Below are 18,767 nucleotides of genomic sequence, written 5' to 3'. Positions count from 1 at the left end.
AAGACGCCGCGCCCACAGGGCAAGCCGCGCTTTGGAAAAGCGCGCAGGCTTATTTGGTCAGGATCAACTTGCCCGCCCGCGTGATGCGCAGCGTATAGGTCTGGCCGTCCAAGACGATATTCGCGGTCGAGCCATTGGGCACCAAGGCACGGGCATCATGCACGGCCTCTTGGGCCGGTTGGGCGGCGGGCGATGGATCGGGCAGTTTTTGCATCAGGCTCATCACAGGTCTCCCAATTGGCGTGCGCGTTGCAGATCGATGAGATGCTCAAGGCCGAAGCCTTCGCAGGCTGCGGCATCGTTGCTGCCAAACGCGATATCGCGCCAGCTGTTGTTGGATGGGGTCTGTAGCCGGGCATGGCTCATTGGCTCGGGCGTGGTCACGGGTGTCCTCACGGGGCGGGCTCCTTTCCATTGACATCCGGGCTTCCGACGCGCGGTGGCTTGGACGGTTTCGGCGTAAAGTCGTACATTCTCCCGGCAAAAAGACCGGGCTCCCTTAACGGCTACTTAATCCGATTATTTTAGTCAAGTATAGAAAAGCCGGCCCCCAAGCGTCATTCCGCGTCGATCTTCTGAATGGCGCTGAAGCCCTCGAACCGGGGCGAGCCTTCATGCAGCTTGCGGGTCTGCCCCGCCCGCGCATGGGCCGCGCGGAAGGCGTCGCTGGTGGTCCAAGCCCGGAAATGTGCTTCGCTTTGCCAAACGGTGTGAGAAGCATAGAGAATCGTCCCCTCCGCCTCCGGCCCTTTCAGCATGTGGAAGGACACGAAGCCCTCGCTGTCCTTCAGGTGGCTTTCACGGTTCAGCCATAGTTCTTCGAAAGCGACGGCGTTTTCGGGCAATACGGTGAAACGGTTCATGGCAAGATACATGGGCCTGTCCTTTAGTTCTCGATCAGGGCGTTGCAGGGGGCGTCGCGCTCGGCGGGCGGGATGAGACGGGCCTCATCGAAAGGCACCGCGGTCTCGGCCTCTACAAAGCCGATGGCATGGGTCGTGACTTCGGGCGCGGCTTGAGCGATGAGGGCGGGAATGCCCCAATCGGTGCGGGCGTGGCCATTGCCGGTGATCACGGCCACCGGCGGGCCGTAGGCTTCGAGCGCGTTGAGCGCGGCGCGGGCGAAGGTGGCGTCGCGGTAGCGCTGCACGGCGACCATCCCGCCCATCATCTCGCGCGGCATGGCTTCGCAATGGGCGGCGAATTGCAACGCTACACGCCCGGCCTGCTGATCCTCCGGCAAGGGCTGGTCGAGGCCGAAGCGCGCCGCCTCAGGCCCGAAGAGCTCGGCTGCCCCCTCGCTGTACACGCGTTGCACAGCCTCACGCGGGGCGGCGGCGCCGATGATGCGGGCGTCTCCCAAAGCGTCAAAGATGGGGGCATAGATATCGAAGTGCTGCCACCCGCTCGCCGCCCAAGCCTGCGCAATCTGGCTGCGATCGGCGTCGGCCTTTGCCGACTCTTCGGCGGTGAGCATTTCGAACACCACTGCCGTAGGACGCAGCGCCTTTAGGGCAGCGGCCTGTTCGAGATGGGCATGGGGGTTGTCATGCACCTCGCCCAAGATCACGATCTCGGCGGGGGTGTCAGCGTTCGCGGGCGGCGCCAGCCAGAGCAGCATCGCGGCGCAAAGGCGCTTCGCCCTCACGATTTGCGCTCATCCGTGTCGGTTTTGATTTCGGGGTCGTTGTAATCGTTGGGGTCAAAGTCTTCGGGGTCGAACGGGTCTTCGTCTTCGGCGATGCCGCTGACATGGGTGGTGCCGCTTTCCTCGTCAAAGACCAACCCGTAGTTCGCCTTGCCCTCGCTTTTGTAGCGCCGAAACTCGTGGATGCCTGCGTAGACGAAAACCAGCGTGATCGGCAGCAGAATCAGAAATGCGATAACTTGGGCGTCCATGAACGCGCTCCTTTGAATGCTTGTCGGGGGCCTGTCTCACCATAGGGGGCGCGGGTGGAGGCCACTGCGCGCGCGGTGATCCGGCCAAAGATCTTAACGGTCGCTGCGCCAATTGCGCGGCCTGACCAGATGCGGCCCTATCTGAACCGCCTTGTGAGAGAAAGCATTAATCCGCCCAGTTTGTTCCGCAAGCTCTATTTCGCAGGCTCTTGTTTTATTGCGTTCCACCGGCTCTTCGGCACTCGCAGCCCCGCTCTTTTGACCCGTGCGCAGCGGCGGCGGCATCGCACAAGCGCCTATGAAACCAGCACAAACGCGCGGACTTAGGCAGCCGTTCCGCAAAAAAGGACGCGTTACAAAAGCTTCGTCAAACTTAAACATTCGTGACATTCACCGCTGCGATAGGTCGCCCCGCAAACCCCGGGGGACTTATGCTCGTCATTTCTGAACTGACCAAAACATTCGGCGCGAACACAGCGGTGGCCCGCGCCAACCTAGAGGTCGACAAGCCGCAGATGATCGGAATCATCGGGCGCTCCGGCGCGGGGAAATCCACCCTGCTGCGGATGCTCAACCGGCTGACCGATGCCTCCTCGGGGCAGATCCTGTTTCAGGGGCGCGATGTGACCGCCCTGCGTGGCGCGGCCCGGCGCGGCTGGCAGGCGGAATGCGCGATGATCTTTCAGCAGTTCAACCTCGTCCCACGGATGGATGTGGTATCGAACGTGCTGCACGGCACGCTCAACCGCCGCTCGACGCTCAGCAGCATCTTCAACCTCTACCCCGATGCCGACATCACCCGCGCCATCGAAATCCTCGACCGGCTGGGCATCGCACAGCACGCGCCCAAACGGGCCGAGGCGCTTTCCGGCGGGCAGCAACAGCGCGTCGCCATCGCCCGCGCCCTGATGCAGGACCCGCAGATCATTCTGGCGGATGAACCCATCGCCAGCCTCGACCCGATGAACGCGCAGGTGGTGATGCAATCGCTGCGCCGCATTCACGAGGAAGACGGCCGCATGGTCATCGCCAACCTTCACACGCTGGATACCGCGCGCCGCTACTGCGACCGCGTGGTGGGGATGCGCGACGGCAAGATCGTCTTTGACGGCACGCCCGAGCAGCTGACCACCGGCATGGCCCGCGAAATCTACGGTGCGGACAGCAGCTTTTCCGAAGCCGCCACCTCAACCGAGATCGAAACGCTGGACAAAGTGCCAGCCTGACACGACCCGCCCCAAAGGGCATTTTTTGCAAACGGAGACGACACAATGAAAAAGCTCATCGCCGCCGCCTTGGCAACCACGGCCCTCACCGGCACCGCCATGGCCCAAAGTGCCGAGATCGACGAATTCCGCATCGGCATCCTCGGCGGGGAAAACGCGCAGGACCGGATGAACTCCTACGAGTGTCTGCGCGGCTACACCGAAGAGCGCCTTGGCGTTCCGGCCAAACTCTTTGCCCCGGCCGACTATAACGGCGTGATCCAGGGCCTGCTGGGCGGCACGCTCGACATGGCATGGCTCGGCGCCTCGGCCTATGCCGCCGTGCACCTGCAAGACCCCGAAGCGGTCGAGCCGGTGCTGGTCAAGATCAACCTCGATGGCTCCTACGGCTATCACTCCATCGGTTTCGCGCGCAAAGATGCGGGCATCGAGAGCCTCGAAGACATGCAGGGCAAGGTCTTTGGCTTTGGCGATCCGAACTCCACCTCGGGCTACCTGATCCCCTCCATCGAAATCCCCCAGACCACTGGTGCCACGATGGAATCCGGCGATTACTTCGGCGAAGTGAAATTCACCGGCGGCCATGAGCAGACCATCGTCGCGGTCAACAACGGCGATGTCGACGGCGGCGTGACATGGGCCGACGGTCAGGGCAACTGGGAAGACGGCTACAACTCCGGCGCGCTGCGCAAAGCCGTGGACGCGGGCCTCGTCGACATGAACGATCTGGTGGAAATCTGGCGCTCCAAGCCGATCCCCGAAGGCCCGGTCGTTCTGCGCAAGGCCCTGCCCGAAGAGGTCAAGGCGACCATGACCCAACTGGTGGATGAACTGCACGAGAAAGACGCCGATTGCGCCTACGGCGTGGCCGCGGGCGAGAGCCTTGGTTTCGATCCGATCGCGCATGACGCCTATGTCTCGATCGTCGAAGCGCGCAAGGCGAAATCCAACTGATCGCAGCGATTACAAGACATCTGGCAGGTCCCGACAACGATTGTCGGGGCCTGTCGTCATAGGGGGACGACAGATGCACCAGACCACCACCGCGCCAGATATCACGGCGGATTACCTTGCCCACACCCGACACAAGCGGGTGATGAACATGATCCTGCTGGTCGTTTTCCTGGCCCTGCTGATCGGCGGTTTCGGCACCGCCAATGCCCGTAACGCAGGCGGGTTCTGGAACGGGCTGCCCAATGTCTTTGACTTCCCCGCCGATGTGCTGAGCGAAGCGTGGGCGCGCATCCATCTGCTGCCCGGCTATTTCGCGAAATACCTCCCCTCTCTGATCGAGACGGTGAACATCGCCGGGGCCGCCACGCTGATCGGCGCGCTGCTGGCTTTCTTCGCTGCCCTTCTGGCTACCCGCGGCCTTGCCCCCGCGCCGTGGCTCGTGGCCCCGCTGCGCCGCCTGCTCGACGTGCTGCGCGCGGTGCCTGAGATCGTCGTCGCGCTGGTGCTGATCTTCCTTCTGGGCGGCGGCCCGGTGCCTGCGATGATCGCCATCGCGCTGCATACCGTGGGTGCGCTCGGCAAGCTTTTTTCCGAGGTGAATGAGAACGCCTCTCTCAAACCTGTCGACGGCCTTGCGTCTGTCGGGGCGGGCTGGCTGCAACGCATGGTTCTGGGCGTCGTGCCGCAGGTCGCGCCCAACTACCTCTCCTATGCGCTGCTGCGGTTCGAGATCAACATCCGCGCCTCGGCCATCCTCGGCTTCGTCGGCGCAGGCGGCATCGGCTATGACCTGCGCAACACGATGTCTTGGGGCCAAGGCAAATTCGACGAGGCGGCGGCGATCTTTCTGCTGCTCTTCGGCACCATCATCATCGTCGACCAAGTCTCAAGCCATTTCCGCGATCGGCTGACCCATGGCCGCGCCTATAAGGACAAGGGAGCCATCCTGTGACCGACCTTACCGCTTCCACCCTCCCCGCTCAGCAGGTCGCCAGCCGTAGCTTCCGGCGCAAACGCATGGCGAGCCTTGCCGCCCCGGTGCTGATCCTTGCCTATCTCACTTACGTCTTCTTTGCCTTCGACGTGGCCGGGCTGGGTGACCGCATCAATGTGTCGAACATGAAGACGCTGGTGGCCGACAGCTATAGCTACAAAACCCATGTCGCCCGCGACAACCGCAACGGCGAGATGGAAATCGCCATCGAAGGGGAGCGCAAGGGCCGCTATGCCCCCGGCACCGCCCCCGATTGGGTCACCTTGGGCGAGACCTCTATCGTCGAGTTGGGCAACGGCCATACCGTCGAACTGGGGCCAGAGGTGCGCTATGACGTGCCGGGCTACGGGCTGATCACCGCCACACCGGGGCGCAGCGGCGTCAACGCCACCCTGCCCGACGGCCCCTTGCCCGCGTGGATCAACGCCTCGAAAAACCGTCTTGCCGTGACCACGGAGGCAGGCCGCCTCACGATCACCCGCAACCGCGCCGAGGTGTTCCGCTATTTCAACGGCTGGGAGCTGTTCTTCTTCACGCTCGACAGCCCCTACTACGGCATGTCCCCGCTTGAGCTGTTGCGCAGCGGTGAATACGGCGCGATCTGGCAGGACTTCTGGACCAACAAGATGTGGCGTCACGGCGATGTGGCTTGGGCGCTGGTCGAGACCGTTCTCATGGCCTTCCTCGGCACCTTTGGCGCGGCGATGATCGCCTTGCCGCTGGGGTTTTTGGCGGCCAAGAACTTCTCTCCGCTTGGCGCGCTGCGCTTTGCCGCGCGGCGGCTCTTTGACTTCCTGCGCGGGGTCGACGGGCTGATTTGGACCATCGTGCTGTCCCGCGCTTTTGGCCCCGGCCCGCTGACCGGCTCGCTGGCGATCCTGCTGACCGATACCGGCACCTTCGGCAAAATCTTTTCCGAGGCGCTTGAGAATGTGGACGACAAACAGATCGAAGGCATCGCCTCTACCGGGGCCACCCCCGTGCAACGCTACCGCTTTGGCGTGATCCCGCAGATCACCCCGGTTCTGCTGAGCCAAGTCCTCTACTATCTGGAGTCCAACACCCGGTCCGCCACCATCATCGGCGCGATCACCGGCGGCGGCATCGGCCTTTTGCTGACCCAAGCGATCATCACCCAGAAAGACTGGGAAGAGGTGAGCTATTACATCGTGCTGATCATTCTGATGGTGGTGGCGATGGACAGCTTCTCGGGCTGGCTGCGCCGCAAGCTGATTGCGGGCAATGAGGCGGGCCACTGATGGCGCGTCTCAAAGCGGATGCGCCCTTCCTTCACCCGGACTGCGAAGTGACTGACACGCAGTTCGGGCGCTATGTCGAGATCGGGCGCGCCACGCGCCTCGCCCATTCCGAAATCGGGGATTACTCCTATTGCGACCGCTGGTGCGACATCGCAAACTCGCAAGTCGGCAAGTTCAGCAATATCGCCGCCAGTGTGCGCATCGGGGCCACCGATCACCCGATGGAAAAGGCCAGCCTGCACCACTTCCACTACCGCGCCGGGGACTACTTCGACGGGGCCGAGGATGACGCCGATTGGTTCGCCCTGCGCCGCAGCCGCCGCACGGTGATTGGCCATGACACATGGTTGGGCCACGGCGCGCAGGTCCGGCCCGAGGTGACCATCGGGCACGGCGCGGTGGTGGCGGGCGGGGCCATCGTCACCCGCGATGTCGCCCCCTATATGATCGTCGCAGGCATTCCGGCCAAACCGCTCCGCCGGCGCTTTTCCGAAAGCATCGCCGCGCGGATGGAGGAATTGGCGTGGTGGGATTGGCCCCATGACCGACTGCAAGCATCGCTCAAGGACTTCCAAACCTTGCCCGCCGAAGCGTTTCTTGAGAAATACGGCTAGTCGCCGGGGTTGAGCGTCAGCGTCACCCGGTCACCCGCGAACCAAGTCACCCCATATTCCACCGGCACGCCTTCGGGGTCCACATTGATCCCCGCCGAGCGCAGGATCGGCGCGCCTTCGGACAATCGCAAATGCAGCGCCTGCGTGGCATTGGCCAGCTTCGCCGTCAGCCGGGTCGAGGCGCGGGTGTAGTCCGCCACCCCGCCCTGCGCCAAAGCCGTGGTGACCGAGCGGCTGGCCTCAAGCGCCGCCAACAGGTCAGGAAACCGCGCGGCGGGAAAGATGCTGCGAAAGATCGCGATGGGCTGCTCATCGGCCAGCGACAGCCCCTCATAGACATGCACCATTGCATCCCCACCCAGCCCCAACTGCGCGGCCTCATGGGCCGAAGCCGTCCGTGTCTCCAACGTCAAAACCTCCTTCGCCGGCACCCGCCCCGCCGCCGCAAGGTTCTGGTGAAAGCGCACCCGTTTGCCGATGGGATAATCCGTGGGCCGCTGCGCCACGAAGACCCCGGCCCCGCGACGGCTGTAGGTCAGCCCGCTCTCGTTCATGTCACCGATCGCGCGGCGCACCGTGTGACGGTTCACGCCAAACCGCGCCGCCAATTGCGCCTCGGTCGGGAGCCGGTCGCCGGGGGCGTATTTCCCCGTTGCGATGTCATGGGTGAGCGTGGCGGTGATGGTTTTCCAGATCGTAGTTCGGGCCATGTCGCAGAAGTTTCACATATCCAAGCTTGCGCCAGCGGAAGGCCAGCGGCTAATACTTGTCTAGTTGTATAGTAAATTAGACAAATGCACAAGGTGTCTAGATGACGGTTGAAACCAAGGAAAAGTCCCGCGACAGGCAGGCGTGGATGGGCCTGCTCGCACGGGCCGAGGCCCGCGATCTCGCCCGGCTATGGGAGGGCTTCGGCCCCCTGCCCGCCCATGAGGTGCTCCGCGCGCCTGAGATCGGCGGCGTCATGCTGCGGGGTCGAATGGGCGCTGTGGGCGATGCCTTCAACATGGGCGAGATGTCGGTCACGCGCTGTTCGGTCCGGCTGACGGATGGGGCAGACGGCCACGCCTATGTGCAGGGCCGCAGCCGCGACAAGGCGCTGCAAGCAGCCCTTACCGACGCGCTGATGCAGGGCGATGCGGCGGATGAGGTCCGCGCCAAACTGCTCGACCCGCTGGCCGAGATCGAGGGCCAGCGCCGCGCCAGCCGGGCCGCCAAGGCCGCCGCCACCAAGGTCGACTTTTTCACCATGGTCAGAGGAGAAGACTGATGCAGACCCTATCGCTGACAGGTGGGTTTCGCGACGCGCCCAAAGACGCCGCTTTTGCCTTTCGCGCGGTGATGAACGCCATGGCCAAACCGGGGGAGATCAACAGCGTGACCGGGGCCGAACCGCCTGCGGGTCTCTCCACCGCCGCCGGGGTCGTCCTGCTGACGCTTTGCGACCCCGAAACGCCGCTCTACCTCGCCCCCGGTTTCGACCGGCCCGAGTTGCGCGACTGGATCACCTTCCACACCGGCGCGCCCTTCGCCCCCGCAACTGCGGCGCAATTCGCCTTGGGCGCATGGGACGACCTGCCGCGCGGCGACTTCCCCCTCGGGACCGCCGCCTACCCCGACCGCTCTGCCACGCTGATCGTCGAGGTGGATGATCTGCGCGGCGAGGGCACGACCCTCTCCGGCCCCGGCATCAAGGATACTGCGGCACTGTCGCTGCCCGAGCGCGCCGCCTTCCAGCAGAGCGCGGCGCTCTTCCCGCGTGGGCTGGATTTCATTTTCACCTGCGGCGACCGTCTGGCGGCGCTGCCCCGAAGCACAAAGGTGTCCTGATGTATGTAGCGGTAAAAGGCGGCGAGCGGGCGATCGACAACGCCCACGCATGGCTCGCCGAAGAGCGGCGCGGTGACGCAAAGGTGCCGGAACTGAGCGTCGCGCAAATTCGCGAGCAGATGACGCTGGCGGTGAACCGGGTAATGGCCGAAGGCTCGCTCTATGATCCTGACCTCGCCGCGCTGGCGATCAAACAGGCGCGGGGCGATCTGATCGAAGCGGTGTTTCTGATCCGCGCCTATCGCACCACCCTGCCGCGTTTCGGGGCCTCGCGCCCGATGGACACCGGCAGCATGGCCTGCGACCGCCGCGTCTCGGCCACCTTCAAGGATGCGCCGGGCGGGCAGGTCTTGGGGCCGACCTTCGACTATACGCACCGGCTGCTGGATTTCAAACTCGCCGCCGATGGTGAGGTGCCCCCGGCCCCCGAAGCGCCCGAGAGCGAGCCGCCAACGGAGACGCCGCACATCATGGAATTCCTCGACCGCGAAGGGCTGATGCAGCGTGACACGGACAGCAAGACCCCGCCGCGCGACCTAACCCGCGAGCCGCTGGAACTCCCCGCCACGCGCGACCTGCGGCTGCAAGCGCTGACCCGCGGCGACGAAGGTTTCGTGCTCGGCATGGCCTACTCCACCCAGCGCGGCTATGCGCGCAACCACGCTTTCGTCGCGGAACTGCGCATCGGCAAAGTCGCGGTCGAAATGGATATTCCCGAACTGGGTTTCGCCATCGAGATCGGCGAGGTCGAGCTGACCGAATGCGAGACGGTGAACCAATTTGCAGGCTCCAAGACCGAGCCGCCGCAGTTCACCCGCGGCTATGGGCTGGTCTTTGGCATGTCCGAGCGCAAGGCGATCTCCATGGCGCTGGTGGACCGGGCATTGCGTTGGGAGGAATTGGGTGAAGACAACCTCGGCGCGCCGGCGCAGGACGCGGAATTCGTGCTCTATCACGCCGACAACATCCAAGCGACAGGGTTCTTGGAGCATATCAAACTGCCCCATTACGTCGATTTCCAATCCGAACTCGAACTGATCCGCAAACTGCGCCGCGAGGCGACAGCCGCGGCGCAAGACGCACCACGGGAGGCCGCGGAATGAACCCTGCCATGACACAGAGTGACCAAGACAGGCATGAGGACCGGGGCATGAACGACTACAATTTTGCCTATCTGGACGAGCAGACCAAGCGGATGATCCGCCGGGCGATCCTGAAAGGGCTGGCGATCCCGGGCTATCAGGTGCCCTTTGCCAGCCGCGAGATGCCGATGCCTTACGGCTGGGGCACTGGCGGGGTGCAAGTCTCTGCCGCGGTGCTGACGCCCGAGGATACCTTCAAGGTGATCGACCAAGGGGCCGACGACACGACCAACGCCGTCTCGATCCGCCGCTTTTTCCAAAAGACCGCTGGCGTCGCGGTGACCGAAGCCACGACCGAGGCCAGCGTCATCCAAACCCGCCACCGCATCCCCGAAGCCGCGCTGCGCGAGGATCAGGTGCTGGTCTATCAGGTGCCAATCCCCGAACCGCTGCGCTTTCTTGAGCCTTCGGAGGTCGAGACCCGCAAAATGCACGAGCTGGAGGAATACGGGCTGATGCATGTGAAACTTTACGAAGACATCGCCCAGCACGGAGCGATTGCCACGGCCTATGCCTATCCGGTCAAGGTCGAGGGGCGCTATGTGATGGATCCTTCGCCGATCCCGAAATTCGACAATCCGAAACTGGAAATGGCCGCGATCCAACTCTTCGGCGCGGGGCGCGAGCAGCGGATCTATGCGCTGCCGCCCTATACGCAGGTCGTCTCGCTGGATTTCGAGGACCACCCCTTTGAGGCGAGCAAGGCCGACCATCCTTGCGGCCTCTGCGGGGCCGAAGACAGCTATCTGGACGAGCTGATCGTCGATGACGCTGGCGGGCGTCTGTTCATGTGTTCCGACACCGATTATTGCGCGGCGCGTCAGGCTGCCGGGCATCGCGGCGCGGATGCAGCACCTGTGGTGGAGGGCATGGCATGACCCCCTTGTTGCAAGTTGAAAACATCGCAAAATTCTATGGCGCGCGGATCGGCTGCACCGATGTCAGCTTTGACCTCTTCCCCGGTGAAGTCATGGGGATCGTCGGGGAAAGCGGCTCGGGCAAGTCGACGCTGCTGAACACGCTGGCGGGGCATCTGACCCCAGATCGCGGGGCGGTGCGGTTCGACACCCGCGCCGATGGGCTGCGCGACACGGTGACGATGAGCGAGCCGGAGCGCCGGATGCTGTCGCGCACCGATTGGGCCTTTGTCCACCAACACGCCCGCGACGGGCTGCGCATGAACGTCAGCGCAGGCGGCAATGTGGGCGAGCGGCTGATGGCCGTGGGCGCGCGGCACTACGGCGACATCCGCGCCAGCGCCACCGATTGGCTGGGCCGGGTCGAGATCAACGAAGACCGGATCGACGACCGGCCCTCGGCCTTCTCTGGCGGGATGCAGCAGCGTTTGCAGATTGCCCGAAACCTCGTGACCGGGCCGCGGCTGGTTTTCATGGACGAACCCACGGGCGGGCTGGACGTGAGCGTTCAGGCGCGGCTGCTCGACCTGCTGCGCGGGCTTGTGCGCGAGATGGGGCTGAGCGCCATCATCGTGACCCATGATCTGGCGGTGGTGCGGCTCTTGGCGGATCGGTTGATGGTGATGAAGGATGGCCATGTGGTGGAAACCGGCCTTACCGATCAGGTGCTCGACGACCCGCAGCACGGCTATACGCAACTTTTGGTCTCGAGCGTGCTACAGGTGTGAACATGCAAAGAAAACCATTCAATTTCAGAATTATACCGAGCAAGGCTAAACCATGATACGCGTGGAAAATGTAAGCAAGTCCTTCACCCTGCACAATCAGGGCGCTGCGGTGTTCCCGGTGATGCGCGGCGGTGAATTGACCGTGGCGCAGGGCGAATGCGTGGCGCTGACCGGCGCTTCGGGCGCCGGGAAATCGACGCTGATGCGGATGATCTATGGCAATTACCTGACCGCCTCGGGCCGGATCATGGTGGGCGATCTGGATGTCGCCCAAGCCGCCCCGCGTGAGATATTGGACCTGCGCCGCAATGTGCTGGGCTATGTCAGCCAGTTCCTCCGGGTGGTGCCGCGGGTGGCGACGCTTGACGTGGTGGCAGAACCACTGCGCGCGGTGGGCAGCAGCGAAGCCGACGCACGGACGCGGGCTGGAGAGTTACTGGCGCAACTCAACATCCCCGAACGGCTCTGGCAGCTCAGCCCCACGACCTTTTCCGGCGGGGAGCAGCAGCGGGTGAACATCGCGCGCGGCTTTGCGCATCCCTACCCCGTCTTGCTGCTGGACGAGCCGACGGCGAGCCTTGACGCCACCAACCGCGCCACGGTGCTGGCGCTGATCGAAGAGGCCAAGGCCCGCGGCACGGCGATCTTGGGAATCTTCCATGACGAAGCCGCCCGCGACCAAATCTGCAACCGCGAAGTGGACGTGACCCGCTTCACCCCCGGATTGGCGGCATGAGCGGGCGTTTCATCGCGGTGGTGGGGCCGTCGGGCGTGGGCAAGGACAGCGTTATGGAAGCGCTGGCGGAAGCGCAGCCCGACATCTTCCTCGCCCGCCGCGCCATCACCCGGCCCAGCGAAGCGGGCGGCGAAGACTTCGACGGGATCGACGAGGACACGTTCCTGCGGCTGGAGGCGGAGGGCGCCTTTGCCCTCAGCTGGGCCGCGCATGGGCTGCGCTATGGCATTCCCATCGCGGTCGATATGGCGCTGGCCGAGGGGCGCGACGTGCTGGCCAACCTCTCGCGCGCGGTGCTGACCGAAGCGAAGCTCAGGTTTGAGCGGTTCGAGGTGCTGTCGCTCACCGCCGCGCCCGAAGTGCTGGCCGCGCGGCTGCGGGGCCGTGGGCGCGAGAGCGAAGCGGAAATCACCGCCCGGCTGGCCCGGGCCGAGCGGGACTTGCCCGACCATATCTCCGCCATCGAGATCGACAACTCCGGCCCGCTGAAGCAGACCGTGGCACAGGCGCTGGCGGCGCTTTATCCCGAAAGGGCCGCGCGGTGAACCTCATGGAACATACCGTCTGGGGCCTGCCCCACCAGTGTCAGGCTGTCCAGCACGAAGGGCTGCGGCAGATGCGGCGTGATATAGGGGGCGAGCGCTGCGGTGACCTGCGGCAGATCGCCCTTGGGCAGTTTGCCGGTCAAGGTGATGTGAAAGCGGAACGCCTCCATCACATAGGGGTAGCCCCATTGGCTGAGGTTGGCCTCTTGCACCGGGGTCAGATTGGCCTGACGCCTGCGGGCCAGATCGGCCTCGGTCGGCGGCGCGCGGAAAGGATCGAGGCCGCGCACCACCTCGGCGGCCATGGCGTTGAGCGCGGCGGTGTCCCCCGCGGGCGTCAGCGCCAGAAACCGGCCCAGCGGGGTGAGCGCCAGCCCATCCAGCGTGACCGGCGCGAGCCGCGTGCAAAGCGTCTCGAACTCGGTCAGCACCCCGTCAGCCGATGCGCCTTTAGCCAGCACGAACGGCGGTTTGATCGTCGCATGCAGCCCGTATTTGCGCGGCGTTTCGGTCAGAGCGGCCACGTCCAGCCCCGCGACCTCAGGATGCGCCACGGCACGCCCGCGCGCCAGATCCCACCCCAGCCAAGCGGCCCCAGCCTCGGCCAATGCGCCCTTGGGCGTGTAATAGATCGCGTAGCGGTCGAACTTCATTCATCTTCTCCCTGCATCCATAGATGCGCAACAAGCGTGACCTTCACATGACAAAAGAAACCATTCTCGCCAATGCTAAAATCATCCTGCTCGATGCGGTGATCCCCGGCAGCGTGGTGCTGCGCGACGGGGTGATCGCCGATATCGCCGAAGGCACCGCCCTGCCCAAGGGGGCGATCGATTGCGAGGGGCGCTACCTCGCCCCCGGGCTGGTGGAGCTGCATACCGACAACCTAGAGCGCCACATGAAGCCGCGGCCCAAGGTCGACTGGCCGCACCGTGCCGCTATCATCGCCCATGACCGCGAACTGGCGGGCACCGGGATCACCACCGTCTTCGACGCGATCCGGGTGGGGTCGATCCTGTCGGACGAAGGGCGCAAACGTTACGGAAAATACGCCCGCGACATGGCCGATGAGATCCTGATGATGCGTGACAGCGGGGCGCTGGCGATCAGCCACCACATCCACCTGCGCGCCGAGATCTGTTCCGAAACGCTGGAGGAGGAACTGGCCGAGTTTGGCCCCGACGACAAGGTTGGCATCGTCAGCCTGATGGATCACACCCCCGGCCAGCGGCAATTCCGCGACGTGCAAAAGTTCGAAGATTACGTCTGTGGCAAGAACGGCCTGCCGCGGGAGGATTTTGGCGATTACGTTACCTTCCTACATGGATTGCAGGACCGGCTTGGCGCGAAACATGAAGCGGCAGCGGTGGCGGCGGCGGCGCGCTATGGCGCAGCGCTGGCCAGCCATGACGACACCACCGCCGAACAGGTCGCGACCAGCTATGCCCATGGCGTGCGGCTGGCCGAATTCCCCACCACCCGCGAAGCGGCAGAGGCTTGCCATGCCCAAGACATCGCCACGATCATGGGCGCGCCGAACCTCGTGCGCGGCGGCTCGCATTCGGGCAATGTCGCGGCCAAGGAACTGGCGGAACTGGATCTGCTCGATATCCTGTCATCCGACTATGTGCCCGCAGCCCTTTTGCTGGGCGCGGTGCAACTGGGCAACCTATGGGGCGATATGGCACGCGGGCTCGCCACCGTGACCCGCACGCCCGCGCGACATGTGGGGCTGTCCGACCGGGGCGAGATCGCTCTGGGTGCGCGGGCCGATCTGATCCTCTTTGACATCATGAAAGACGCGCCGATCCTGGCTTCGGTCTATGCCATGGGCAACCGCGTGGCGTGACCGCGCCCGGCCCCCTGTGCATCCGCCGGTTTTGGCGGGTGCGCCTCTCTCTTTTATCTGCGCAAAAACCCGCCCCTTATACGAATGTGGCTTTTTGCCCTCGTCTTGTCGCTCCATAAGGCTAGGTTAAACAAACCTGCATCTTGCAGAATAATTTAGCCGGTCATCATGGCCGACAAGTTTGAGGAAAATGGTGCGAGAAGCATTCAGATTGGCGAGTGATCGCCTTGGCCAGATCGTCGAAGATGCGGCCAGCGAAGTTTACCTGTTTTCAGTCGAAGATTTCACCTTCACCCTTGCCAATCGCGGCGCGCGGGAGAACCTTGGCTATTCGATGGATGAGCTGCGCGGCATGGCGGCTTGGGACATCAAGCCCGAACTCTCGCGCGAGGCGTTTCTGGAACTCGTCCAACCGCTGCTGAGCGGTGAGAAGACGACGCTGGAATATGAGACGATCCACCAACGCAAGGACGGGTCGCGCTATAACGTGCTGACCCATCTGCAATTGATCGTGACTGAGAATGACACGGTCCTCTACGCGGCCATTCAGGACATCACGAAACAGAAAGAGGCCAACGCGGCGCTGACCAAGGTCTCGGCCCGGCTGGACGCGATCCTGAGCAACACGACGATGGCCATCTTCATGATGGACGACAAACAGCAATGCGTTTTCATGAACCGCGCGGCAGAAGAGCTGACCGGCTATCGGTTTGAGGAAACCGCAGGCCGACCGTTGCATGATGTGATCCACCACACCCATCCCGACGGGCGGCATTTCCCCATCGAAGACTGCGCCATCGACCGCGCCTTTCCCGAGAACCACCAGACCCAAGGGGAAGAGACCTTTGTCCATAAGGACGGCAGCTTCTACCCCGTGGGTTTCACCGCCTCCCCGATGAAGGACGAGACCGGCAAAACCGTGGGCACGGTGATCGAGGTGCGCGACCTGCGCGAAGAACTGCGCGCCCGCAATGCCGAGATCGAGTTCAACAACGCGCTGAAAACCAAGATCGAAGAGGCCATGGCCGAGCGGGACCGGCTTGAGGCGCAATTGGTGCAGGCGCAAAAGATGGAAGCCGTGGGCCAGTTGACCGGCGGCATCGCGCATGACTTCAACAACCTGTTGCAAGTGGTGGGCAGTAACCTGCAACTCTTGTCGAAAGAACTGCCCGAGGGCGACGCCAAGCGGCGGTTCGTCGACAATGCCATGGCAGGCGTGTCGCGCGGGGCCAAGCTCACCGCGCAGTTGCTGGCCTTTGGGCGGCAGCAGCCCTTGGAGCCGAAACCGCAGAACCTTGGCCGATTGGTGCGGGGCATGGACGACATGCTGCGCCGCACGCTTGGCGAAGGGATCGAGGTCGAGACGGTGATCTCGGGGGGCCTGTGGAACTGTCTTGTCGATCCGGCGCAGTTGGAAAACGTGATCCTAAACCTCGCCATCAACGCGCGCGATGCAATGGCCCATCACGGCAAGCTGACGATCGAAGTGGGCAATGCCGCGCTGGATGATGCCTATACGCAGAACCATCCGAACGTGGCGCCGGGCCAATATGTCATGCTGGCGATCACCGATACCGGCGCGGGCATCCCGCCCGAGATCATGGAGAAGGTCTTTGACCCCTTCTTCACCACCAAGGAGACCGGAGAGGGCACGGGGCTGGGCCTCAGCATGGTCTACGGTTTCGTCAAACAATCCGGCGGGCACATCAAGCTTTACAGCGAAGAGAAGCAAGGCACGACCGTGCGGGTCTACCTGCCACGCACACAGCGCAAGGAGGAAAGCGCCCCGCTGCCCGCCACCACCGACACGCCCACCGGCAGTGGCGAGGTGATCCTTGTGGTCGAAGACGATGCCGCCGTGCGCGAGACCGCCGTCGATCAACTGCGCGATCTTGGCTATGACGTGCTCACCGCCGAGAATGCGGACAGTGCGCTGGCGATCGTGAAAAGCGGGGTCCAGATCAACCTGCTGTTCACCGATGTGGTCATGCCCGGCAAAATCCGCAGCCCCGAGCTTGCCCGCGAGGCCAAGGCGCATCTGCCGAATGTCGGCGTGCTCTTCACCTCGGGCTACACGCAGAACGCCATCGTTCATGCCGGACGGCTCGACGAAGGGGTCGATCTGCTGAGCAAACCCTACACCCGCGAACGGCTGGCGCTGAAAATCCATGAGATCCTCTCGCGCCAGACCAGTGCCGACACCGCCCCGCCAGTTGCGGAGGCCGCGCCGAGCACCGATGACGCGCCGAAGGTGCTGTTGGTCGAAGACGATGCGCTGATCTGCATGGCCACGGCGGATATGCTCGCTGATCTGGGCTATGTCGTGACCGAGGCCGACAGCGTCGCCGCCGCGGAACACAGCCTTCAGGCAGAGCGGTTTGATGTCATGTTCACCGACCTTGGCCTGCCCGATGGCTCTGGCATGGAACTGGTGCGGCATGTGACGCAGCTGCGCCCCGAAATCGCCGTGATCATCGCCTCAGGCGCCGATCCGCGGGAATACGCCGAAGGCGATGCAGAGGCGGGGCGCTATGTCAGCTTGATGAAACCCTATGACGAGCATTCGTTGAAACGGGCGTTGGAGCAGTGCAAGGCGGCGGCGGAATAAGGCGGCTAGGATCAGCCCGGTTTTCGATCTATGAGAAAGAAAACAAAAGAAAGGCAGATCATGCGCAGTATTACATTCGCAGCCGTTTCCACCGCTATGTTCATCGCTGGTTGCGCGGGCGTGGCCAGTGACCGCGTCATGGTCCACCGCACCGGGCCGGATGAGCTTTTGAAACTGCGGTCCGGGCCGGGCTTGGACTTCGGGATCATCATGGGGCTGCCCGACGGCACCGTCCTGAACCGCCGCGACTGCGTGACCGAGATCGGACAATTGTGGTGCCGCGTCTCCTTGGCCGATGCGCCTGAGGTGCAGGGCTATGTCTCGGCGGATTATATCTCTGACATTTGATTTATGAACTCGGGTGGCCCGTTTGCAGGGCCGCCCCCAGCCGACGGCGCATCGCCCTGACCGCGCTGCCGCGTCCTAAGTCGATTTTCGCGCGCCTTGCTCTATCTCAGCCCTTCACACCCTTTTTCGAAGTCGCTGAAATATCTCAAGAGTAAGGAAAACCATGTGCCGCTTCCTCGCCTATATCGGACCTGAACTGCCAATCGAGTCGCTGCTCCTTGCGCCTGAGAACAGCCTGCTGAACCAAAGCCTCGACCCGGAACTGCACCCAAGCCTGCAATTGGCCGGATGGGGTTTCTCCGCCTGGAGCGACCATCTGCTGCACCCCGAAGCGCCGCTGTGCTACCACCGGCCCAAGGCCGCCTTTCACGACGACAACGCCAAATCGGTGATCCCCAGCCTGCAGGCCCATACCCTGCTGTCGCATATCCGCGCGGCCTCTTATGACGCCAGCGTGGTTCAGGCCGATGAGAACTGCCACCCATTCTCCTTTGACCATACGCCGTGGATCATCGCCCAGAACGGTGCCCTGCCCCATTGGCGGCAGTTGCAGCGCGAGATCCTGCCCCATTGCAAGGATCGCTACCTCGCCCAGATGCGCGGCACGACGGATACGGAATTCCTTTATGTGCTGCTGCTGTCCTTGCTGGAGGGCGACAGCGACGAAGACGTGCAGCGCGGGTTCGAAAAGCTGTTGCAGGTAATCTGCAAGGCTGCTCGCGACCTCGACCTCGCCGCGCTCACCAAACTCAAGATCGCGTTGGTCAGCAGGGAGCGGATCATCGGCGTGAACTTTGGCTGCGGCCATGAGGGTGAGACGGATGTCACAGGCGATTGGCAAAAGCTGCGGGACGAGGACCTGCCCCTGTCGATGCTGCTTGAACCGATCTACCTGCTCACCGGGGCGAATTTTCAGGACTATGCGAACACCTATGACATCGACGCCTGCCCCGAAGGGGAGACGACCTCGGCCATTCTCGCGTCGGAGCCGCTGACCGAAAACGCGGAGGAATGGCTGAAGATCGAATTCGGCGAGATCGTGTTTCTGGAGCGGAAGGACGGGCTGATCCGCAAAACGGTCCGCAAGCTCGACGTGTAACCGCCATTTAACAGGAGCC

The 18,767-nt window shown here is 63.7% G+C and carries 23 protein-coding genes; 16 read left to right on the top strand and 7 right to left on the bottom strand.

The genetic code is table 11. The features are described from left to right. Nucleotides 1-49: 49 nt before the first annotated feature. From ACGYLI_RS15240 to ACGYLI_RS15220, 5 genes are all read right to left on the bottom strand, one after another. Nucleotides 50-214 carry a hemin uptake protein HemP gene (locus tag ACGYLI_RS15240; RefSeq protein ID WP_082851946.1) on the bottom strand — a complete coding sequence of 55 codons (165 nt, stop codon included), beginning with the start codon at nt 212-214 and terminating at the stop codon, nt 50-52. An 8-nt stretch (nt 215-222) separates the two neighbouring features. Further along, on the bottom strand, nt 223-396 hold the full coding sequence (locus tag ACGYLI_RS15235; protein WP_394419759.1) for a hypothetical protein: 174 nt from the start codon (nt 394-396) through the stop codon (nt 223-225). Between the two features lie 161 nt (nt 397-557). Next, the gene (locus ACGYLI_RS15230; RefSeq protein ID WP_394419757.1) at nt 558-875 is read right to left on the bottom strand and encodes an antibiotic biosynthesis monooxygenase family protein; all 318 of its coding nucleotides are present in this window, start codon (nt 873-875) and stop codon (nt 558-560) included. An 11-nt stretch (nt 876-886) separates the two neighbouring features. Then, nucleotides 887-1,648: a ChaN family lipoprotein gene (locus ACGYLI_RS15225; protein ID WP_394419755.1), complete on the bottom strand. Its 762-nt coding sequence runs from the start codon at nt 1,646-1,648 to the stop codon at nt 887-889. Next, nucleotides 1,645-1,899 (bottom strand): hypothetical protein, encoded by a 255-nt coding sequence (locus ACGYLI_RS15220; protein WP_209217383.1) that lies wholly within the window; start codon nt 1,897-1,899, stop codon nt 1,645-1,647. Before ACGYLI_RS15220 ends, ACGYLI_RS15225 begins: the two co-directional genes overlap by 4 nt. 431 nt (nt 1,900-2,330) lie before the next feature. Here ACGYLI_RS15220 and phnC point away from each other — a divergent pair, with 431 nt between their 5' ends. From phnC to ACGYLI_RS15195, 5 genes are all read left to right on the top strand, one after another. Beyond that, a complete protein-coding gene (phnC, locus tag ACGYLI_RS15215) occupies nt 2,331-3,125 on the top strand; it encodes a phosphonate ABC transporter ATP-binding protein (RefSeq protein ID WP_067261353.1) in 795 nt (264 codons plus the stop codon). A 45-nt stretch (nt 3,126-3,170) separates the two neighbouring features. Further along, complete coding sequence (gene phnD, locus ACGYLI_RS15210; protein ID WP_271689405.1) at nt 3,171-4,079, top strand: phosphonate ABC transporter substrate-binding protein; 909 nt, start codon at nt 3,171-3,173, stop codon at nt 4,077-4,079. Between the two features lie 73 nt (nt 4,080-4,152). After that, entirely contained in the window at nt 4,153-5,031 is an 879-nt protein-coding gene (phnE, locus tag ACGYLI_RS15205; RefSeq protein WP_394419753.1) for a phosphonate ABC transporter, permease protein PhnE, read from the top strand. A 65-nt stretch (nt 5,032-5,096) separates the two neighbouring features. Next, nucleotides 5,097-6,332, top strand: coding sequence for a phosphonate ABC transporter, permease protein PhnE (phnE, locus tag ACGYLI_RS15200; RefSeq protein WP_394419828.1), 1,236 nt, complete (start codon nt 5,097-5,099; stop codon nt 6,330-6,332). Beyond that, the gene (locus ACGYLI_RS15195) at nt 6,332-6,946 is read left to right on the top strand and encodes a chloramphenicol acetyltransferase (protein WP_394419751.1); all 615 of its coding nucleotides are present in this window, start codon (nt 6,332-6,334) and stop codon (nt 6,944-6,946) included. The genes phnE (ACGYLI_RS15200) and ACGYLI_RS15195 overlap by 1 nt, the downstream gene beginning before the upstream one ends. Here ACGYLI_RS15195 and phnF read toward each other — a convergent pair. Then, nucleotides 6,943-7,656: a phosphonate metabolism transcriptional regulator PhnF gene (phnF, locus tag ACGYLI_RS15190; protein WP_394419749.1), complete on the bottom strand. Its 714-nt coding sequence runs from the start codon at nt 7,654-7,656 to the stop codon at nt 6,943-6,945. The genes ACGYLI_RS15195 and phnF overlap by 4 nt on opposite strands. Nucleotides 7,657-7,757: 101 nt before the next feature. Between phnF and phnG the strand changes: the two genes are divergently transcribed. Genes phnG through phnN form a run of 7 tightly spaced genes read left to right on the top strand, consistent with a single transcriptional unit; the run spans nt 7,758 to nt 12,844 of the window. Continuing rightward, complete coding sequence (gene phnG / locus ACGYLI_RS15185) at nt 7,758-8,216, top strand: phosphonate C-P lyase system protein PhnG (protein ID WP_394419747.1); 459 nt, start codon at nt 7,758-7,760, stop codon at nt 8,214-8,216. After that, entirely contained in the window at nt 8,216-8,776 is a 561-nt protein-coding gene (phnH, locus tag ACGYLI_RS15180; protein WP_394419746.1) for a phosphonate C-P lyase system protein PhnH, read from the top strand. Before phnG ends, phnH begins: the two co-directional genes overlap by 1 nt. Further along, nucleotides 8,776-9,879: a carbon-phosphorus lyase complex subunit PhnI gene (locus ACGYLI_RS15175; protein WP_394419744.1), complete on the top strand. Its 1,104-nt coding sequence runs from the start codon at nt 8,776-8,778 to the stop codon at nt 9,877-9,879. The genes phnH and ACGYLI_RS15175 overlap by 1 nt, the downstream gene beginning before the upstream one ends. A gap of 47 nt (nt 9,880-9,926) precedes the next feature. Then, a complete protein-coding gene (locus ACGYLI_RS15170) occupies nt 9,927-10,796 on the top strand; it encodes an alpha-D-ribose 1-methylphosphonate 5-phosphate C-P-lyase PhnJ (RefSeq protein WP_209217597.1) in 870 nt (289 codons plus the stop codon). Further along, on the top strand, nt 10,793-11,563 hold the full coding sequence (gene phnK, locus ACGYLI_RS15165; protein WP_067261337.1) for a phosphonate C-P lyase system protein PhnK: 771 nt from the start codon (nt 10,793-10,795) through the stop codon (nt 11,561-11,563). Before ACGYLI_RS15170 ends, phnK begins: the two co-directional genes overlap by 4 nt. 52 nt (nt 11,564-11,615) lie before the next feature. After that, nucleotides 11,616-12,299: a phosphonate C-P lyase system protein PhnL gene (phnL, locus tag ACGYLI_RS15160; protein ID WP_394419741.1), complete on the top strand. Its 684-nt coding sequence runs from the start codon at nt 11,616-11,618 to the stop codon at nt 12,297-12,299. Next, nucleotides 12,296-12,844, top strand: coding sequence for a phosphonate metabolism protein/1,5-bisphosphokinase (PRPP-forming) PhnN (phnN, locus tag ACGYLI_RS15155; protein WP_394419739.1), 549 nt, complete (start codon nt 12,296-12,298; stop codon nt 12,842-12,844). Before phnL ends, phnN begins: the two co-directional genes overlap by 4 nt. Here the strand turns inward: phnN and ACGYLI_RS15150 are convergent. Then, a complete protein-coding gene (locus ACGYLI_RS15150) occupies nt 12,820-13,497 on the bottom strand; it encodes a DUF1045 domain-containing protein (protein ID WP_394419737.1) in 678 nt (225 codons plus the stop codon). The genes phnN and ACGYLI_RS15150 overlap by 25 nt on opposite strands. A 47-nt stretch (nt 13,498-13,544) precedes the next feature. Here ACGYLI_RS15150 and ACGYLI_RS15145 point away from each other — a divergent pair, with 47 nt between their 5' ends. From ACGYLI_RS15145 to ACGYLI_RS15130, 4 genes are all read left to right on the top strand, one after another. Then, nucleotides 13,545-14,693: an alpha-D-ribose 1-methylphosphonate 5-triphosphate diphosphatase gene (locus tag ACGYLI_RS15145; RefSeq protein WP_394419735.1), complete on the top strand. Its 1,149-nt coding sequence runs from the start codon at nt 13,545-13,547 to the stop codon at nt 14,691-14,693. Between the two features lie 211 nt (nt 14,694-14,904). Beyond that, complete coding sequence (locus tag ACGYLI_RS15140) at nt 14,905-17,301, top strand: PAS domain S-box protein (RefSeq protein ID WP_394419734.1); 2,397 nt, start codon at nt 14,905-14,907, stop codon at nt 17,299-17,301. Between the two features lie 60 nt (nt 17,302-17,361). After that, nucleotides 17,362-17,649 (top strand): SH3 domain-containing protein, encoded by a 288-nt coding sequence (locus ACGYLI_RS15135; protein ID WP_209217398.1) that lies wholly within the window; start codon nt 17,362-17,364, stop codon nt 17,647-17,649. A 163-nt stretch (nt 17,650-17,812) separates the two neighbouring features. After that, nucleotides 17,813-18,748, top strand: a complete 936-nt coding sequence (locus ACGYLI_RS15130) for a class II glutamine amidotransferase (protein ID WP_394419732.1) — start codon at nt 17,813-17,815, stop codon at nt 18,746-18,748. The last annotated feature ends 19 nt before the right edge of the window (nt 18,749-18,767 follow it).

Source organism: Sulfitobacter sp. 1A13421, from assembly GCF_043557285.1.
Taxonomy (GTDB): Bacteria; Pseudomonadota; Alphaproteobacteria; order Rhodobacterales; family Rhodobacteraceae; genus Sulfitobacter; species Sulfitobacter faviae.
The sequence above is the reverse complement of the archived record's forward strand: the minus strand, read 5'-3'. Positions and strand labels throughout refer to the sequence as shown.